This window comes from Halomonas sp. ANAO-440, assembly GCF_019915905.1.
Taxonomy (GTDB): domain Bacteria; phylum Pseudomonadota; class Gammaproteobacteria; order Pseudomonadales; family Halomonadaceae; genus Halomonas; species Halomonas chromatireducens.
Genome location: NZ_JAHXBV010000004.1, coordinates 102,343 through 121,731 on the forward strand (window position 1 = coordinate 102,343; position 19,389 = coordinate 121,731).

Below are 19,389 nucleotides of genomic sequence, written 5' to 3' on the forward strand. Positions count from 1 at the left end.
GCGGAGACCCGCGGCAGGTACCGGTATTAGCCGACGGTCATGGTGGCCTTGACCACGCCCTCGCGGACCAGCTGGTCGGTGACCTTGTCCACAGCGCGCCGAGCACGGGCGACGATCTCGTCGACTTCGACGCGGGTGGTGGTCAGCGGCGGCGCGAAGCCCAGGATATCGCCCTGGGGCATGGCGCGAGCGATCAGGTTCTCGTCCAGCGCGGCGGCGGCGATACGCGGGCCGACCTTGTGCGCGGCATCGAAGTGCTGACGCCGGGCCGGGTCGACGGAGAACTCCAGGGCGGCCAGCATGCCCACGCCACGCACGTTGCCCACCACCGGATGATCGCCGAAGGCGGCCTGCATCTGCTGCTGCAGGTAGGCGCCGGTCTCGGCGGCGTTGGCGGTCAGCCCTTCGCGTTCGATGATCGCCAGGTTGGCCAGGCCCGCGGCACAGCCCAGGGCGTGGCCGGAGTAGGTCCAGCCGTGGCCGATGGGACCATATTCGCCGGTGCCCTGCTCGAGTACGCTCCACACGCGGTCGCCGACGATCACGCCGGAGAGCGGCTGGTAGGCGCTGGTCAGGCCCTTGGCCACGGTGATGAGGTCGGGCTTGATGCCGTAGTAGTGGCTGCCGAAGTCGGCGCCGATCCGCCCGAAGCCACAGACCACTTCGTCGGCGATCAGCAGGATGTCGTACTTGGCCAGCACTGCCTGGATCTCCGTCCAGTAACCTTCCGGCGGCGGCACGATACCGCCGGTCCCCAGCACCGGCTCGCCGATGAAGGCGGCCACGGTGTCGGGCCCTTCGGCCAGGATCATCTCCTCGAGCTTGCGCGCGCAGTGCTTCGAGAATTCTTGCTCGGACATCCCTTCCAGCTCCGCTGCGCGCTGGTAGTAGAACGGCGCCTCGGTATGACGAATGGTGTCGATGGGCAGATCGAAGTGGTCGTGGAACGCCTTGAGCCCGGTCAGCGAGCCTGAGGCGATGCCGGAGCCGTGGTAGCCGCGCATGCGCGAGATGACCTTCTTCTTCTGCGGCAGGCCACGCACGTTATTGTAGTAGCGCACGATCTTCAGCTGGGTCTCGTTGGCATCGCTGCCCGACATGCCGTAGTAGACCTTGGACATGCCGGGACCGGCCAGCGCGAGGATCTTCTCGGAGAGCGCAATTTGCGGCTCGTTGGAGTGGCCCACGTAGGTGTGATAGTAGGAGAGCTCCAGCGCCTGCTGGTAGATGGCCTCGGCCACCTCGGTGCGACCGTAGCCGATGTTGACGCAGTAGAGCCCGGCAAAACCGTCGATGAACTCGCGGCCATCCTTGTCGACGATGTGAATGCCCTTGCCGCCGGTGATCACCCGGCCCGGGGCGTCGCCGTGGGCGAAGTCACGCAGGTGAGTGGAGGCGTGGAAGGTCACCTTGCGGTCACGATCGATCAGATCCTTGTGCTGCTGGCTCATGCGGTTCTCTCTTCTAAGTTCTAAGCCCCGCCGCTGCGGGGTGATGTTCAATTCGTTAGTATCGCTGAATGCAACGCTACCCGGCATAGACCCTCTCGCGATGCCCAAGGACGAAACCCTGGAGCTACGCTTGCGGCTTGCGCGTCGGACTGGAACAAGGTCCCTCTTGCCAGTCCTCGATCGACATCCCTGTCGATCGCCGCGCGCCGCTTCGCTTGCTCCAGCGTCCTTTGGGTAGATATCGCTCGACGGCCCATCCCGGCCCCTTGCTCGGCTAGCTCCCAGAAACAGACCCCAGGCCGCCGAGGCAGTAATACTTGGTCTCCAGGTACTCGTCGATGCCGGTAATGCCGCCCTCGCGGCCGAGGCCGGACTGCTTGACGCCGCCGAAGGGTACGGGCGGGCCGGTCATCTTCACCGAGTTGACGCTGACCATGCCGAACTCCAGCGCCCGCAGCATCTTCCAGATGCGGCGAATGTCATGGGTGTAGACGTAGGCCGCCAGGCCATATTCGGTGTCGTTGGCCATTTCGATCACCTGGTCGTCGTCACTGTACGCGGTAACGCCGGCCACCGGTGCGAAGTTTTCCTCGCGCCATACCTGCATATCCCGGGTCACCCCGGTGAGCAGCACGGGCATGAAGAAGTTGGGCCCCGGCGCCTGGTTCTGGTCGCCGGCCACCAGCCTGGCGCCCCGGGAGATGGCATCGTCGACGATGGCGGCGGCCTTGTCCACCGCCTGGCGATGGATCAGCGGGCCCAGGTCGATCTCGCTCTCCAGGCCGTTGCCCACGGTCAGCGCCGCCATGCGCTCGACGAAGTGCTCGACGAACTCGTCGTGGATCGACTCATGCACCAGGATGCGGTTGGCCGCCAGGCAGTCCTGGCCGGCGGTCTGGAACTTGGCCGCCACGGCGGCGAAGGCCGCTTCCTTGGGGTCCATGTCCGGCGCGACGATAAAGGGCGCGTTGCCGCCGAGCTCCATGGAGAGCCGCTTGACGGTGCCGGCACTCTGATCGATCAGCAGCCGCCCGACCCGGGTGGAGCCGGTGAAGGAGAGCGCCTTGACGCGCTCCTCGGCACACAGAATCTTCGACACCTCGGGGGCATCGCCGAGCACGACGTTGAAGATACCCGCCGGGATACCGGCACGCTCGGCCAGTTCGGCCAGCGCCAGCGCCGAGAAAGGGGTCTCGCCGGCCGGCTTGACGATCACCGGGCAGCCCGCCGCCATGGCGGCGGCGGCCTTGCGGGTGATCATCGCCAGCGGGAAGTTCCAGGGCGTGATCAGCGCCGCGATGCCAACGGGTTCCTTGAGGGTGCCGAGCGCCGCGTTGGGGATGTGGCTGGGAATGGTCTCACCGAAGGTACGCTTGCCCTCCTCGGCGAACCAGCGCACGAAGCTGGCGCCGTACTCGACTTCGCCGCGGGCGTCGGGCAGCGGCTTGCCCTGCTCCAGGGTCATGATGGTGGCCAGGTCTTCGCGGTTGGCCTGAATCAGGTCGTACCAGGCCAGGAGACGCTCGCAGCGCTCGTCGGCACGCAGCGCCCGCCAGTGAACGAAGGCAGCCTCGGCGGCGTCCACGGCTTCACGAATCTGGTGGGCTTCCAGCCAGGGAATATGGCCGATCGCCTCGCCCGTGGCCGGGTCGAACACGGCCTCCTCGCGGCCCCCCTCGCCGTGGGTCCACTTGCCATTCACATAGGCATACTGGCGGAACAGGCGTGGATCTTCGATTCGAGCGGACAGCGTCTTGGACAGTTTCATGGGCACCTCCCCTGACACCGGCTGGTCCTGCCTGACGAATGGCCGGTGATGACAAAATATGGCGGGCAGCCAATGGCTGCCCGATGTCTACAGGGTAAGGGCTAAGCGGGATCAGGACTTTCCGATCATCGAGGCTCCCGATACGGTTTTTTTTGTCGTGACGGGCGGAAATGCCGTTTTTTCTGCTCAGCTGTCGGGAGGCTCGCTCAATGCTTCCTCGGTAAACACCAGCAGCCCCAGCTCCGGCCGGTAGCCGTGGATCTCGGTGACATCCAGCGCCTGCAGGAAGTGAAGAATCCCCTCGCTGACCACCTGCCCCGGCACCAGTACCGGGAAACCCGGGGGGTAGGGAATCACGAAGCTCGCCGAGACCACGTCGCGCCCCGACCGCATCTGGCCCTGCAGCTCGCCGTTGTCGAAGCGCAGGTACTCGGTATTCTCCTCGTCGTAGCTGAGGAAATAGGCCCGGCGGATGTCTCCTTCCGGCGTGGCGCTCTCGGCATCGGGGCGAAAAGCATCGTGAAAGCGGCTGAAATCTGGCAGCGGCGGCAGCTCCTGGGTCAGGGAGTGGACGCGGTTCTCGATGATCTTGCGCTCCGGCCGGCTGCTGTCCTCCCAGAGATTGTCGAACTCCTTGGCCAGCTTGATCAGCACATCCAGCAGATAGGCGATGGAGCCACGGGTGGTGCCGATGTTGGTCATGAACAGCACGGTGTTGCGCGAGGTCTTGTTGATCTGGATGCCGTACTTGTTCATCAGGAATTCGTTCTTGAAGGTATCGCCATCGACCCCGGTCGCACCGATGGCGATGGTGATGCGGCTGGGGTCGACGACGAATTCGTCCCGGGCCCAGGCCTCCTCCATCTTGTTCCAGCCCGTCACCGGGTCGTAGTAGGACTCGACGCCGGACTCGCGGTATTCCGCCGGCACCATGTCCTTGTTTTTCAATACGCGGAAGTATTTCTGCAGCAGCGGATGGCTGTAGAGCTGCTCGCGCAGCGACAGCGCCGCCTCGACCTGGGCGTGGACCAGCTCGAAGCCCTCCATTTCCGCCTGCATGCGCCCTACATCCAGCGACGCCACGATCTGGTAGTTGGGCGAGGTGGAGGTATGGGTCATGTAGGCCTCGTGGAACGGGGCCTCGACCTTCTGGCGATAGTCCTGGTCGAAGACGTGGATCATCGAGCCCTGGCGCAGCGAAGTCAGGGTCTTGTGGGTGGAGTGGGTGGCATAGGCGCGGATACGCACCTGATCCGGGTCGGGCATCAGCCGACGCTCCAGCCAGGTGGCGTCGTCGTCCGGATCGAGTTCGTCGAACTCGGCTTTCCAGGCCGCGTACTCCTCCCGGTACTTGTCACTGCGGTAGCGCTCTCTCAGGGTGCGTGCCGCATTCATGGCAGTGCGCGGCCGGTAGGTGGGGTTGAAGGAGGCGAAGGCGAACCACGCCTCGTCCCACAGGAACACCAGGTCCGGCTTGATCGCCAGGCACTCCTCCATCACCCGGCGCACGTTGTAGACCACGCCGTCGAAGGTGCAGTTGGTCAGCAGCAGCATCTTCACCTTGTGCAGCTGACCCGAGCGCTTGTAGCCCAGCAGGGTCTTCTTGATCTCGTGCAGCGGCACCGCGCCGTACATGGAGTAGTCATGCAGCGGATAGGAGTCGAGATAGCTGACGTGGGCACCCGCCAGCACCATGCCGTAGTGGTGCGACTTGTGGCAGTCCCGATCGACCAGCACGATGTCCCGCGGCTTGACCAGCGCCTGGACCACGATCTTGTTGGCCGTGGAGGTGCCGTTGGTGACGAAGAAGCTCTGCCGGGCACCGAAGGCCCGGGCCGCGTACTCCTGGGCCTTCTTGATCGGCCCGTAGGGCTGCAGCAGCGAATCGAGCCCGCCGGAGGTCGCCGACGTCTCGGCGAGGAAGATGTTGATGCCGTAGAAGTCGATCATCTGGCCGGCCCAATGGGAGCGGGTCACCGACTTCCCCCGAGAGATGGGCATGGCGTGGAAGACCCCGGTGGGCTTCTTGCTGTACTCGCGCAGGGCATCGAAGAACGGCGTGCGGTAGCGATTGTCGATGGCCCGCAGAATGGTGTGGTGCTGCTCGATGTAGTCGGTCTCGCGATAGAAGATACGGTTGAAGTAGCGGATGTCGCGGCTGGCCGTGGCCTCGACGTCGCCACTGGTGACCAGGAACTGGTCTATCTCCGGGCGCAGTTCGTGAATCATCGAGCTGAGCAGAATACTGCGCTCGGCCTCGGTCTGGTTCTCCAGCTCCTTCTCCGACAGCCCCTCCAGGTAGTTGCGCAGCGCGCTCAGGTTGTACTTCGACTTGTAGGGGAACTCGTAGCGGATCAGGCAGGCCTGGATGTTGGGGTTGACCAGCACCGCGATCAGCGCATCCTCGAAGCTGCGCACGGTGACCACGTCGTAGACGAACTTGTCCTCGGGGCGACGCATGTTGCGGAAAGCCTCGCGCACGACTTCCTCTTCCTGTGGGGAAAGGTTGTCGACGATCAACAGCTCGAAGTAGGGCTGAGCGGCACTGTTGGAGGCCGGATGGCCACGCCGCAGCTGGGCCAGGGCATCCAGGGTTTCCAGGTCTTCGGCATTGGCGTCGCTGTCGCTGAGATCGACATGGCGACGACGGTAGGATTCGCTGATCAGCGCACGAACCAGGCGCTTGACCACCTTCTCCAGCAATACGTATTCGTCGCGGTCGAAGAGCGACCAGAGATGACGAAAGTCCTCCTTGGAGGGGAAGGCGTGGTAGTCCTCGATGATCTCCAGCCGGGTGAGCTTGACGTCGATGGCCTTTATCAGGTTCTTCGCCCGGCTCTCATCGTTGAGCTTGACCAGAATGCCCAGGTCCCGCTTGAGGGCGTTCCAGGTATCGGCTCGCAGCTGTGAGATCTTGTGGTAGAAACCCAGCGCCGTATAGGCCGTTTCAGGCACCGTATAGGACGATTCGGATTGACTGGTCTCTTGCATGACGACACCCCATCCCGTTCGTTATTGATTGTTGTCGACCGCCTGGGCAGGTACCCGGCGAGACTCAGCCTGCATTGAGGCCGCGCGCGCCGTAGCGCACGGTCAGCTGTTGCTCCGGAAAGTGATCGAAGGAGAGTTTCAGCCACATTCCCGGCCAGTGATACTGAGCATGCCCGTCCCGGGGCCGGTAGACCGCGGTATAGACGGTCCCCAGCCCGCGCCGGTAGTCGTGGCGAAACAGCGGCGGCGAAAAGAAGGCCGAGACCAGGCGCTCCTCGGTCGTCGCCTCGTCGTCCACCAGGATCGACAGCTGGCGCTCGCGGATCAGGGTCTCGGAGGCCAGCGCATGGGCATACCATTCGATCTTCTTCTGGTGGTTGGTGGCCACCGGTACGCGGCGAATGCTGGCACGCTGGTCCGGGGCGATCATCGCCGTGACATAGCGACCGGCGGCATCGGCCACGGTGATGTTGTAGGCCATGTGCGTCGGCACCCGGGCCAGCACGGCGGCAGCCTCCGGCACCGTATCGCAGAACTCCAGAATGTAGCGCAGGATGATCGGCGCGCCGAAGCCCTCCCCCACCACCTTGCGGCCGCCGAAGGCCAGCGATACCGAAAGGCCTCTGTCGTTGATGCCATCGAGGACCCCCCAGAGGCAGTCGGACATGGCAATGACGCCACGCCCGTTCCAGTTGGTGTACAGGATGGTCCCTTCGCAGAGCTCTGGCGGGTAGTCGTAGTTGCGCGCCAGCACGGTGGTGTCGCTGCGCGCCAGCACCGCCTGGGAGCAGCCGGTGATATAGGGAGGCGGCCGATAGAGACTGAGCAGCCGCGCGGCCAGATCACCGCCGCCGGCCAGGTCGCAGAGGGCCCGGTAGGTATCCAGCAATTCCGGCATATGCTGTCGCAGGGCGTTGTAGCAGGCCAGATAGGCCGGACGCTCACGCTCGCCCTCGGCCAGGTACCACTGCTCATAGGCCGGCCAGTGGTAGTCGAACAGCGACTGCCACTTGGCGCCCGGGCTCTCCTCGCGGACGGTGCGAAAAATCAGCGTCTTCTCCATATCAGGCATCCGCGCCACCGCAGGGTGGCGCCGCTTCACTCCGCTCAGAGAATCTTGAAGTTGCCGCCACCGACAGCATGGCTGACGGCCACCTCCTCCACCACCGGGTCCTGCAGCGACTGGCCGGCATACTGGCCGCGAATGCCGTCGATCCAGGCACGGGCGCGCTCGGTGAGCTGGAAGTCATCGTCCATCAACCGGCCGCGGGTGATCAGGATACCGAGATCCGCCCCCTCGTAGCGGAAGTCGCCGGCGCCGCTGATGCGCAGGAAGAAACCTTCCTGGTCGTTCTCGGCGGCGTGGGGGTGGTAGCTGTAGTGGTCGTAGCCGATGCTGCCATCCTCGGCCATCTTCCACACGCCGGTACGCGGGGCCTGGGTAAGCAGGTCGACGCTCTCGTCGGTGTGCTTGATCACCAGTTGGCTCCAGCTATCGACGCTGTCGGGATGCGACCAGCGGTGGTTGATCTCCTCGATGTCCAGCTCGAAATCGAGATCCGAGAACTCCAGCAGGTGGAAGAGGAACAGCGGAATATCGGAGTGGGCGAAGGCGGCCACGTTGGTCAACGAGCTAGCGCCGGTGACCCGCGGGTTGAGCTCGCCCAGGTAGACTTCGCCGTTGTCCATGTCGATCAGGAAGTCGAGCTCGAAGTAGCCGCGGTAGCCCTCCTCGCGCAGGGCCTCGCCGAACAGAAAGGTGTACTCACGGGCCTTGTCGCGGATCTCCTGGGTAAAGGCGCCGGCGAACATCTCGTTGCCGCACCACCCCCCCTTGTAGGGCGTCAGCGTCTTGAAGCCGACCAGCTCGGTCATCAGCGGGCCTACCACGGTTCCGCAGCGGGTGGCACAGGCCTCGATCGCCGAGCCGCGGCAGTTGATGCGCTTCATGATCTTGACCTCGGGCTCGGCCTCGATCTCCTCGGCGTGCTTGTAGTAGTCCTCTTCGCTGGCGATGAAGAAGGTGGTGTGGCCGGAGTCGCCGAAGGCGGTCTGTACCACCAGATCATTGCCCAGCTCCTGGCTTACCTCGCACAGTTCCTGATAGCTGCCAACCTTGGCCAGGACATTGGGAACGCTGGGCACGCCGGCCTTGTTGCCAATGCGCACCGTCTCGATCTTGTTGTCCATGCGCTGCCGGAGTGCCGCGGGAGGGAAGGCGACCCGCAGCCCCAGCTGCTTGCAGACCTCCTCAGTATGTTCGTCGAACATCAGGAAGGCGGCCACACCGGCGCTCTCTCCATCAGCTCGGGAACCGATGAAGTCGATCACCTCCTTGTGCTCGAGCAGGTAGTTGTTGATGTCCTCGATGCTCTCGAAGTCCCGGGGGAATTTCTCCTTGGGCACAAAGACGTTGCGCTGCTGGCCATCGAAGCAGTCGATGTAGTTGATGTGACGGAAGCTGCCCACCCAATCGCCGATGCCAAGCAGATTGAAGTTGGTGGCGGAAATGAAGTAGATCGGCTCCTTGTTGCTGAGAAAATGGCGGCGAACGTCGGCAATGGTTGTTATCTTGCGCATTTTAGTCGCTCCATCAGTGGAGGAACCCTCCGTCGGGGTGGGTCCATTGGACGGCGGCGGGATAAAGCCCGCCGCCGGAGCCTGGCCAAATAAACGGCGCAGGGCACGAATCAAGGCCTCCAGCATGCTTTCTCCCCTGGCTCTTGGTGCCGTCAGTACTCCTCGATGTCGGCTCGCAGGGGCTTGGCCAACGGCCCCAGGGTGTCCAGGAACGCAGTGCCACCGTTCTCGCTACGGTACACCGAGAAGTCGACGCTACGGTCGCGGAAGCTCTTCAACGGCTGACCGAGACCACGCAGGCCGGTTTCGCGCTCGCGGCGCACCCGGTTCATGTCCACCTCGATGGGCATGATCTCCTCGCCGGTGCCCGCCTGGTGGATGACGTCACCGGAGGGGCCTACCACGATAGAACGCCCGTTACCGATGGCACCGGCGCCGTTGATATCAAAGAAATAGCACTGGTTGACCGCCGCATTGGTTCGCGCAATGGAGAGTTCGATATCGCGGTCGATGGTATCGGTCATGGTGGGATGAAGGATCACCTCCGCCCCCATGGCGGCCAGAGTGCGGGTGGTCTCGGGGAACCACATGTCGTAGCAGATCGACACCCCGAAGCGGCCCACGTTGGGCACATCGAAGGTCACGAACTCGCTGCCGCTCTCCACGCCCGCCTCGTAGGGAAGGAAGGGGAACTGCTTGCGATAGCGGGCCACGACATGGCCATGTGGATTGATCACCGACAGGGTGTTGTAGACGCTCTCGCCGACCCGTTCGAACATGGAGCCGGGAATCAACCAGATGCGGTGCTGCTCGGCCAGTTGGCAGAACATCGCCTCGGCGGCGCTGGGCATCGCCTGGGCATGGTGCGGTGACGCCCCCAGGGGCATCAGCTCACTGAACAGCACCATCTGGACCTGGGGAAAGCGACTCATCAACACGTCGACACGGTGTCGCATCGCTTCGGTATTGTCGCCGTGGTGCAGCGCATGCATCTGCACACCGGCAATGGTGAAATAGGACATTGTCGTTCGTCTCCGTAGGCGATCTCGGTACATCCGGGGCGCTGTCTTGTGCGGTCAACGTCATCAAGGAAGCGTCAGCGGGATCGCCCGGCACAGGTGAGCAAAGGCTCGCCTCAAGCTTAAGCCAAATCCATCAACATGTAATCAACGATGCTTTCTCAAGTGTCGCCGTAGCCCAGCCGATGATTCAGGCCAGGCCTTCGGGAAGCGTGTGGGCGCTCTTCTGCTTGACGCTCTTGGTGACGATGTAGGTGAAGTAGCGCTCGATGCCGGTCTCGGAGGTCAGCCAGGCATCGATCAGGCGCTGATAGGCATCGACGGAGTCGGCTTCCACCTTCATCAGGTAGTCCACCCCGCCTCCCACCGCCACGCATTCGGTCACCTCCGGTGTGGCGTGGACCAGTGCCTCGAAGCGGGCGAAGCTTGCCGCGTTGTGTTGCTTCAGCTCGATCTGTACCCAGACCGGCGTGCGTCGCACCAGGGCCTCGGGGTTGATACGCGCACTGTAGCCTTCGATGATGCCGGCCTTCTCCAGGCGACGCACACGCTCCCAGCAGGGACTGACCGAGAGGTTGATCGCCTCGGCCAGCTTCGACTTGGTAATGCGCCCGTCCCGGGAGAGGATCTCGAGGATCTTCAGATCATAGCGATCGAGCTTCATCACCCCAGCGACTCCACGACTTCGGCAATCACGGCAATGGTATCGCCCATGTTGACCTGGGCAGGAAAGCGTCGGGCCGCGAGCACGCCGCTGCGGCCGGCACGATACTCTACCGGTGGCGTGCCGCTGCGGGCCGGATCGTAGACCCGGGCGATCACATCGCCCTTCCGGACCACGTCGCCCAGCGTCAGGGTCAGCTCGAGCAGCCCCGAGTGCTCGCTCTGCACATAGCAGCTGGCATCGGGCATATCGAGATAGATCTGCGGCTCGGCGGGCATTTCCACCTCGCCCTCGATCAGCCCGAAATGAATCAGGAAGTTGCGGATGCCGCGCTCGGTGATGGCCAGGCTCTCCGGCGTCGAGGTGCCGCCGCCGCCCAGCTCGGTGGCCACGAATATCTTGCCCTGCTCCTCTACCACGGTGTCGAACAGCGAGGCGGCATCGAGCTCGAACATCATCATGGCGTAGGGCGCGCCGAAGGCCTTGGCACCCTCTAGGGCCTGGCGCTGCTGGTCGGGATTCTCCAGCACATGGGAAGCCCCGAAGGGGATGATGTCCAGGGTGCGCCCACCGGAGTGGAGATCGAGCACCACGTCGCACATCGGCACCATCACCCGGGTGAAGTAGTCGGCGATCTTCTCGGTCACGCTGCCGTTGGGGTCGCCGGGAAAGCTGCGATTGAGGTTGCCTCCGTCCAGCCCCGAGGTGCGCTTGCCGGCCATCACCGCCGGGGTGTTCATGCAGGGTACGATGATGACCCGGCCGCTGACGTCCTCGGCGCGCAGGGTGTTCGACAGCTTGAGCAGCGAGGTAATGCCCTCGTACTCATCGCCGTGGTTGCCGCCTGTCAGCAGGGCCGTGGGACCCTCACCGTTCCTGACCACGGTCACCGGGATCATCACCGCTCCCCAGGCGGACTCGTCCACGGAGATGGGCAGCTTGAGGAAGCCGTGCTGGACGCCGTCGGCATCGAAGTCGACGGTGGCACTGATCGGGCTTGGGCGCTTGGTCATTGTCTGGAACTCCTTGTTCTATCATAGCGGGCAGCCGCTCGGGGCTATTCCGGCGATAGGCCTTCAGGGAGGCGCTGTGAACCCTTCCATGGGCGCTACCTCGGCCATCCCTGGCCTCGGACCTCCCTTTCGGCCTATCCCCGGCGCCCCTCGCTGTGGCCGGTTGTCGCTGGCACTCAGCGCACAAACAGCTGGCGGGGGAAGTTCGCCAACGCTTCGCAGCCTGTCTCGGTGATCAGAATGCTCTCGGTGATCTCCAGGCCCCACTCGTCCTGCCACAGGCCAGGCATGAAGTGGAAGGTCATGCCCGGCTGCAGGATGGTCTCGTCGGAGGGGCGCAGGCTCATGGTGCGCTCACCCCAGTCGGGTGGATAGGAGATACCGATAGGATAGCCGCAGCGCGCCCCACCCCGGTCGAAGCCGTACTTGTCCATTGCCGAGCCCAGCGCCATGGCGATATCGGCGGTGCGATTGCCGGGCTTGGCCACGGCCAGGCCGCGCTCGATGCCCTCCAGCAGCGCCGATTCGGCACGAATGAAATCCTGGGGCGGCCGCCCCAGGAACACGGTGCGCGACAGCGGCGCATGGTAACGCTTGAACACACCGGCAATCTCGAAGAACGTGCCTTCGCCTTCGCGAAATGGCGTGTCGTCCCAGGTCAGGTGAGGCGCTGCCGCATCCTTGCCGGTGGGCAGCATGGGCACGATGGCGGGATAGTCGCCGCCAAAGACCTTACCGGTATCATCCACCCAGCCCTCGATACCGACCCGGTAGATCTCGGAAACCAGCTTGCTCTTGGGCAGGCCGGGCTCGATCACTTCGAGGATACGCGTATGCATGCCCTCAACGATCTTGCCGGCGATGCGCATGTAGGCGATTTCCTGGGGTGACTTGATCGCCCGACACCAGTTGACCAGCGCATTGGCATCCAGGAAGCGGGCATGGGGCAGTTCGCGCAGCAGGCACTGGTACGCCTTGGCCGAGAAGTAGTAATTGTCCATTTCCATGCCCACCACACCCTGGTGCCAGCCGCGATCGGGCATGATCGACTGGGCCAGGTAATCCATGGGATGCATGTCGGGATTCTGGACATAGTAATCGGGGTAGTAGGTGATGTTGTCCGGATCGATCCAGCAGGTCCGCAATGCGCCATTGGCGTCCATGCGGCGGCCATACCATACCGGCTCTCCTTCCAGCCCCACCAGCACGCACTGGTGCACATAGAAGGACCAGCCGTCATAGCCGGTCAGCCAGGCCATGTTGGACGGGTCGCTGATGATCAACACGTCGATGCCTCGGCTAGCCATCTCGGCCCGGACCTTCCACAGCCGGGTGGCATATTCCTGACGAGTGAAGGGCAGAGAGACCTGATTCATGAAGCGTTCGCCATAGCATCACCAATAACCGGCCGTCTCCATGGGGAGAGGGCCGGACCAGGGGTTGTCGACACCGGTCGAAGAGCGATTATTGTCATGATTATTCACGAGGAAAATCATGACAATTTCCGGTCAATGTCGCTAAGCTGATACTAGCACCACACCTCTGCTGGCGGTCAAAGGCTTTATTGCATCATGACAATTGATCTGACTCCCTACTTGACCGACACCGGTCCCAAGTACCTGGCCATTGCCCGCGCCTTGTCGGAGGCAATTCGCCTGGGGGAGCTCACCCCGGGCACCCGCCTGCCACCTCATCGACAGCTGGCCGAAAACCTCGCCGTCAGCGTGCAAACCGTTTCACGGGCCTACGCCCAGGCCGAGAAGATGGGCCTGGTACAGGCGCGAGTCGGCAGCGGCACCTGGGTGAATGCCCTGGATGATGCCCGGGAGTCCGCTTATCTACGCGGTCATGAGCCACGTCATGAGAGCGCCCTGATCGACCTCTCCATCGCCCATCCGGTCTGTCCGCCCGGGCACCACCTGCGCTTTCGCCAGGCGCTGATGGAACTGGCGGACCATGCCAGCCCCGACGTAATCACCGCCTGTCGCCCCATCGCCGGACTACCTCACCAGCGCGAGCGGGCCAGCGCCTGGCTGCAGTCCCGACTCGGTGTGCCCGGCGAGATGGACGACAGGATTCTCTGCAACGGCGCGGCCCATGGTCTGATGCTGGCCATCGCAAGCGTGGTGCAGCATGGCGACCTGGTCCTCACCGAGGCCCTCACCGACCATGGCCTGGTCGCCCTGTCGCGCACCCTGGGCTTCCAGCTCCGCGGCGTGGCCATCGACAGCGAAGGCATTATTCCTGAGGCGCTGGAATCGGCGTGTCATCGTTTCAAGCCGAGAGCGGTGTACCTGACGCCGACCCAGTTGAATCCAACCGGCGCGACCATGAGCGAGGCCCGCCGTGACGCCGTGGCCGAGGTACTTGCGCGTCATCGGGTGTGGCTGATCGAGGACGATGTGCATGCCCTGCTCGAGGCCCCTAGCCTGACATCCCTGACCGCCCGGATTCCCCAGCTCGGCTTTCATGTCACCAGCATGACCAAGATCACCGTGCCGGGACTGCGCGCTGGCTACCTGACCGTGCCCCGCGGCCAACTGCACCACGTGCTGCCGCGGATGCGGGCCACCACCTGGATGGCCACGCCGCTGATCTTCGAGCTAGCCGACCGCTGGATCGCCGACGGCAGCATCGAGACCATGGCCGCCGAACAGCGGGAGCTGCTGGGCGAGCGCCAGAAACTTGTCTCCCGACTCTTGGGCCATCACGCCTTTACATCCCGCCCCACCAGCCTGCATGTCTGGGTGACACTCCCCGATGCCTGGCGAGCGGAGGAGATGCAGCAGCAGGCCGAACAGGAGGGCCTGGCCATTACCACCGCGGTACCGTTCATGGTGGAGCAGACGCCGCCCCCGCGTCGCATCCGAGTGAGCCTGGGGGCAGAACAGGACCTGCAGCGTCTGGAGGAGGGTCTGAAGCGACTGGCAATCTTGCTCGATGAGTCTCCCCCACCGATGATGCAGATTATCTACTGACCTTCACTCAACAAGGAGAAGGACATACTGATGCGTATCTTGATCCATATCGACGAGGCGGCCAGCTGGCGCGACGCCCTGGCCGAGCATCTGCCTGGCGCCGAGATCGTCACCAGCGATGCACCCGCCCACCAACGCCGGGATATCGACTACCTGGCCGCCTGGAAGCCGCCCGAGTCGCTGCTGCGGGAGCACGCCGACCTGAAGGGGATCATCAACCTGGGCGCCGGTGTCGACGCCCTGCTCAACAACCCCGGCCTGCCCGAGGGCGTGCCCATCGTCAAGCTGCGCGATGCCGGCATGGCCGAGCTGATCGGTGACTACGTGCGTTACGGCGTGTTGCATTTCCAGCGCGACTTTGACCGCTATCGTCGTCAGCAGGCCCACCGTGAATGGCGGGAGCATGCCGTTGACGACAAGGGTGACTGGCCGGTGGGCGTGCTGGGCCTCGGCGCCATCGGCGCCAAGGTAGCCAGGATGGTCGCCGCCGACGGCTTTCCGGTCCACGGCTGGAGTCGCTCTCCCAAGCGGCTCGACGGCATCACCTGCCACCACGGTGACGACGGCTTGCCTGAACTGCTCGGTCGAGTACGCACCCTGGTGCTGCTGCTACCCGGAACCCCGGAGACCCGGCATATCATCGATGCCAAGACACTGGCCGCCCTGCCGGAAGGTGCCAGCCTGATCAATCCCGGGCGCGGCACCCTGATCGATGAAGTGGCACTGCTGGAGGCGCTGGGGGAAGGTGAAACCGAGGGCCGGATTCGCGGCGCCTTGCTCGATGCCTTTCCCGAGGAGCCGCTGCCCCGGGAAAACCCGCTCTGGTCACACCCGAGGGTATGGATAACGCCGCACATGGCCGGCCCTACCCCGCTGAAGGAAGCCGTGGGGCAGGTCGCCGAACTGATCGAGGCCTTCGAAGCGGGCGAAACGCTCGAGACCGTGAACCCCAGCGCCGGCTATTGAATCGCCACGGCCTCGACCTCATCCCTACAAGTACGGCGAGATAGGAGATAGTCTGAAAGCCATACCCATCGCCCTCCCTGGAGGTGCACGATGACGACGCAACTGGACTACCGTAAGCAAGACACCCTGCTGGTCGTGGACATGCAGAACGACTTCTGCGAAGACGGCGCCCTGCCGGTGGAGGGTGGCAAGGCATTGGTTCCAGGCATCAATGCCGAGATAGAGGCCGCCCGTGCCGCCGGTGCGCTGGTGGTCGCTTCCCGCGACTGGCACCCCATCGACCATGCCAGCTTCGAACATCGCGGCGGCGCCTGGCCGGTGCACTGCGTACAGGACACCCCCGGCGCAGCCTTCCACCCGGACCTCGACTTCACCGACGACACCATCCGCGTCAGCAAGGCCACGGCCTTCGATGTCGATGCCTACTCGGCCTTCGACGGCACTGGCCTGGGCGGCTACCTGCGCGACCGAGGCATCCGTCGCGTGGTGGTGTGCGGCCTGGCCATGGACGTCTGCGTGCTGGCCACCGCCAAGGAAGCACGCCAGGAAGGCTTCGAGGTCGTGCTGCTGGCCGGGCTGACGGCGCCCGTCGACCCCGAGGCCCGGGGCCGCTGCATTCGTGAGCTGGAAGCCGAAGGCATCGAGGTTCGCCAATGAGTCAGCACGTCTCCGTACAGGTGGATGACGGCGACCTGGCCCTGCTCACCGACCTCTACCAGTTGACCATGCTCCAGGCCTACTGGAAGGAGTCGATGCAGGAGCGGGCCACCTTCAGCCTCTACTTTCGCAAGCTGCCGCCCACCCGGCGCTTCATGCTCGCCTGCGGCCAGCAGCATGCCGCCGCACTGGCCAGTCGGCTGCGCTTCTCGTCATCCGCCCTGAGCCGACTGGCCGGCACCGGGAAGTTCGACGATGCCTTCCTCGACTGGCTGGCCGGCTGGCGCTTCACCGGCGATATCTGGACCCTGCCGGAAGGGACGCCGGTGTTCCCGAACGAGCCCTTCCTGGAAGTGGATGCACCGATTGCCGAGGCACAGCTGCTCGAGAGCCTGATCATGAACCTGGTGCAGCTGGAAACGGTGCTGGCCTCCAAGGCCGTGCGCCTCGTCATGGCCGCCCAGGGCCGGCCGGTGGTCGACTTCGGCATGCGCCGCATGCACGGTGTCGACGCGGCGGTACGCGGGGTGCGCGCCTACCGTACCGCGGGCCTAGCCGCCACCAGCAACGTGCTGGGCGGGCTGCGCCACGACCTGGAAATCAACGGCACCATGGCGCACAGCTACATCCTGGCCCATGACAGCGAGCGCGAGGCCTTCCGTGCCTTCGCCCGCCACTATCCGGACACCACCCTGCTGGTGGATACCCACGACACCCTGGAGGGTGTCCGCATGGTCATCGAGCTGATGGCGGAGGAGCCCGACCTGCGCGTCAGTGCGATTCGACTCGACTCCGGCGACCTGGGCGAACTCGCTCACCGCTCCCGCACCCTGCTTGACGAGGCCGGCTTCGAAGAGATCAAGATCATCGCCAGCAGTGGCCTCGATGAATACAGGATCCAGGAGCTTGTCGAGGACGGGGCGCCCATCGACGCCTTCGGCGTGGGCACGCAGATGGGGGTCTCGGCCGACGCGCCGGTCATCGACCTCTCCTACAAGCTGGTGGAGTATGCGGGCATACCCCGGGTCAAGCACTCGACGGGCAAGGTCAACCTGCCCGGGCGCAAGCAGCTCTACCGGCGACGGGACGCCCAGGGCCGCTATGCCGGCGACATCATCGCCAGCCGCGACGAAGCGATCGTCGATGGCGAACCGCTGCTGGTGCCCCTGGTACAGGGCGGCAAGCTGGACGAGTCGGTCATGGCCATGGCCGCCGATGCCCGTGAACGGGTCCGAAACTCTCTCGCGGAGATGCCCGAGGCGCTGACCCGGCTCGCACCGGGCGAGAGCAACTACCCGGTGAAGCTCAGCGAGCAGTTGAAGCGCCTGCAGCAGCGGTGATGGCGTCCCGGAGAACATGCAACAAGCGTGCATCGGGGAACCCAGGGTGCCTTCCCGTGCTCAGACTCCTTGTCACTTCGTCACTCCTTTCCTCACCATCCCATGTTGAGTCCCATGAACCGACTGTTGCGCCCTCTCACCATGCTGGCCTTGCCGCTGCTACTGCTGTCGCTGGGCAGCGCCCAGGCCATGGCGGCCCCGACGGCTGCCAAGCCCGCGTCGGTCAGCGATACCGAACGCCGGGTCACTCCCCAGCCCTTCGACGCGCGATACCGGCTGGAGGTGAGCGGCTGGCCCAACGCCTCCATCGAGCACCGCTTGATCCGGGACAACCATCACTGGCAGAGCCGAATGAATGCCTCCATCGCCGTGGCTCGCGGCAATGAACGCAGCCGCTTCTTCCTGACCCCGGATGGCGTTCGCTCGGTGAACTACGCCAGCGGTTATTCGTTGCTCGGCATCGGCGGCGACTACCGGCTCGGCAGCGACGAGCTGAGCGAGCTGCCCGATCGTCAGGCCGCCCTGTTCGACCTCTCCCTGAGCGCCCTGAATGGCAGCTGCCAGGAGGAGGCCGGCTGTCGCCTGGTCTATCAGGATCATCGTGGCCGTGAGGAGTCCCTCGACTACCGGGTGCACGACCGAGAGACGCTGAGCCTCCCGGCCGGCAAGTTCGAGGCGGTCAAGGTCGAGGTGATGGACCCGGAAACGCCTGACAGGACGATGACCTTCCACTTCCACCCCGAGCTTCCCGGCTTGTTGCTGGCCGTGGACTATCGCCGCGACGGCAAGCGCAAGAGCCGGCTGCGGCTCACCTCTCTCGATACACCCCTCGACACCCAAGCCCCCTGACACGCTGCATGATCGCTTCTTCCCGGTGAGTGCCCCGTCGGCTCGATCGAGGCCGGTCGAGCCGACGGCAGCACTCGCCGCAAAAGGCTGCTAGAGTGTGGCGCTTTGTGCCGCCCGGCGGCCACGACAAGGGAAGAGGTCTCGATGTTGAGCGGGCTGTTGATCGTCCTTTTGCCGCTGCTGCTGGGCTACCTGGTGCCGGTTCGCCATGCCGGCCTGATGAACCTGATCAACCGCGGCGTCAACGCCTCGGTCTATCTCATTCTGCTGCTGATGGGGGTGAGCCTGGCCGGCCTAGAGGACCTGATGCGCGAGCTGTCGCGCATGGGCGGCCAGGCACTGCTGCTGTTCAGCGTCATTACTGCCGTCAACCTGGCGGCCCTCTGGTGGCTGTCTCGCCGGCTCGGGCTACGCTTCGACACCTCACCGGTCGTCGCCAATGCACCGACCACCAAGCTGGCCGCCCTGATCGGCTCCCTGGCGCTGGTCGCGGTGGTGGTCTTCGGTGTGCTGATCGGGCTCGCCCTGAGCTGGCTGGGCGGCCAGACCATCTTCCCCACCGCTGAACGGCTGGCCGAGTGGGCGCTCTATGCCCTGCTGGCACTGATCGGCTGCCAGCTGCGCAATTCGGGCATGCCGCTGCGCCAGATATTCCTCAACCGGCACGGCCTGGCCATCGCCACGACCCTGGCCGCCAGTTCCCTGGTTGGCGGCCTGATCGCCGCCCCGCTCCTCGGCCTGAACTGGAACGAAGGACTGGCACTGGCGTCCGGCTTCGGCTGGTATTCGCTCTCCGCCATTCTCATCGGGGACCAGTTGGGGCCACTGCTTGGCGGCGTGGCCTTCTTCAACGACCTGGCCCGTGAACTGCTGGCCTTCATCCTCATCCCGCTGCTGATCCACCGCCATGCGCCACTGGCCATCGGCTACGGTGGTGCGACCTCCATGGACTTCACCCTGCCGGTCATCCAGCAGCACGGCGGGGTGGCCTGCGTGCCGATCGCCGTGGTCAGCGGATTCATTCTTTCGCTGTTGTCGCCGCCCTTGATCCTCTTCTTCCTGTCGCTCTGAGCCGCGAGGCGACAACGCTGTCACAGCGGCAGAATGTGCGCC

Annotated in this window: 15 protein-coding genes; 6 read left to right on the forward strand and 9 right to left on the reverse strand. The window is 64.5% G+C overall.

Translation table 11 applies throughout. The features are described from left to right. Positions 1-26: 26 nt before the first annotated feature. The 9 genes from KZO25_RS03750 to doeA all read right to left on the reverse strand — a co-directional run bounded on the left by KZO25_RS03750 (position 27) and on the right by doeA (position 12,862). Positions 27-1,451 carry an aminotransferase gene (locus KZO25_RS03750; RefSeq protein ID WP_223135928.1) on the reverse strand — a complete coding sequence of 475 codons (1,425 nt, stop codon included), beginning with the start codon at positions 1,449-1,451 and terminating at the stop codon, positions 27-29. Between the two features lie 274 nt (positions 1,452-1,725). Next, on the reverse strand, positions 1,726-3,219 hold the full coding sequence (locus KZO25_RS03755) for an NAD-dependent succinate-semialdehyde dehydrogenase (protein WP_223135929.1): 1,494 nt from the start codon (positions 3,217-3,219) through the stop codon (positions 1,726-1,728). Positions 3,220-3,405: 186 nt separating this feature from the next. Then, the gene (locus KZO25_RS03760) at positions 3,406-6,210 is read right to left on the reverse strand and encodes an aminotransferase class I/II-fold pyridoxal phosphate-dependent enzyme (RefSeq protein WP_223135930.1); all 2,805 of its coding nucleotides are present in this window, start codon (positions 6,208-6,210) and stop codon (positions 3,406-3,408) included. A gap of 64 nt (positions 6,211-6,274) precedes the next feature. After that, on the reverse strand, positions 6,275-7,273 hold the full coding sequence (locus KZO25_RS03765; RefSeq protein ID WP_262488831.1) for a C45 family autoproteolytic acyltransferase/hydolase: 999 nt from the start codon (positions 7,271-7,273) through the stop codon (positions 6,275-6,277). A 44-nt stretch (positions 7,274-7,317) separates the two neighbouring features. Further along, positions 7,318-8,790, reverse strand: coding sequence for a biotin carboxylase (locus KZO25_RS03770; RefSeq protein WP_066449259.1), 1,473 nt, complete (start codon positions 8,788-8,790; stop codon positions 7,318-7,320). Between the two features lie 152 nt (positions 8,791-8,942). Beyond that, positions 8,943-9,812 carry a carbon-nitrogen hydrolase family protein gene (locus KZO25_RS03775; protein WP_223135932.1) on the reverse strand — a complete coding sequence of 290 codons (870 nt, stop codon included), beginning with the start codon at positions 9,810-9,812 and terminating at the stop codon, positions 8,943-8,945. Between the two features lie 187 nt (positions 9,813-9,999). Continuing rightward, positions 10,000-10,473: an Lrp/AsnC family transcriptional regulator gene (locus KZO25_RS03780; RefSeq protein WP_223136116.1), complete on the reverse strand. Its 474-nt coding sequence runs from the start codon at positions 10,471-10,473 to the stop codon at positions 10,000-10,002. After that, the gene (gene doeB, locus KZO25_RS03785) at positions 10,473-11,486 is read right to left on the reverse strand and encodes a N(2)-acetyl-L-2,4-diaminobutanoate deacetylase DoeB (RefSeq protein ID WP_223135933.1); all 1,014 of its coding nucleotides are present in this window, start codon (positions 11,484-11,486) and stop codon (positions 10,473-10,475) included. The genes KZO25_RS03780 and doeB overlap by 1 nt, the downstream gene beginning before the upstream one ends. A 176-nt stretch (positions 11,487-11,662) precedes the next feature. Further along, positions 11,663-12,862, reverse strand: a complete 1,200-nt coding sequence (doeA, locus tag KZO25_RS03790; RefSeq protein ID WP_066444567.1) for an ectoine hydrolase DoeA — start codon at positions 12,860-12,862, stop codon at positions 11,663-11,665. A 195-nt stretch (positions 12,863-13,057) separates the two neighbouring features. Between doeA and KZO25_RS03795 the strand changes: the two genes are divergently transcribed. From KZO25_RS03795 to KZO25_RS03820, 6 genes are all read left to right on the forward strand, one after another. After that, positions 13,058-14,464, forward strand: a complete 1,407-nt coding sequence (locus KZO25_RS03795; protein ID WP_223135934.1) for a PLP-dependent aminotransferase family protein — start codon at positions 13,058-13,060, stop codon at positions 14,462-14,464. Positions 14,465-14,494: 30 nt separating this feature from the next. Further along, the gene (locus KZO25_RS03800) at positions 14,495-15,430 is read left to right on the forward strand and encodes a 2-hydroxyacid dehydrogenase (protein WP_066444572.1); all 936 of its coding nucleotides are present in this window, start codon (positions 14,495-14,497) and stop codon (positions 15,428-15,430) included. 90 nt (positions 15,431-15,520) lie between these two features. Continuing rightward, positions 15,521-16,087 carry a nicotinamidase gene (locus KZO25_RS03805; RefSeq protein WP_223135935.1) on the forward strand — a complete coding sequence of 189 codons (567 nt, stop codon included), beginning with the start codon at positions 15,521-15,523 and terminating at the stop codon, positions 16,085-16,087. Continuing rightward, positions 16,084-17,427, forward strand: coding sequence for a nicotinate phosphoribosyltransferase (locus KZO25_RS03810; protein WP_223135936.1), 1,344 nt, complete (start codon positions 16,084-16,086; stop codon positions 17,425-17,427). Before KZO25_RS03805 ends, KZO25_RS03810 begins: the two co-directional genes overlap by 4 nt. A 114-nt stretch (positions 17,428-17,541) precedes the next feature. Then, a complete protein-coding gene (locus tag KZO25_RS03815; protein ID WP_223135937.1) occupies positions 17,542-18,276 on the forward strand; it encodes a hypothetical protein in 735 nt (244 codons plus the stop codon). A gap of 144 nt (positions 18,277-18,420) precedes the next feature. Continuing rightward, complete coding sequence (locus KZO25_RS03820) at positions 18,421-19,347, forward strand: lysine exporter LysO family protein (protein WP_066444581.1); 927 nt, start codon at positions 18,421-18,423, stop codon at positions 19,345-19,347. Positions 19,348-19,389 lie beyond the last annotated feature (42 nt).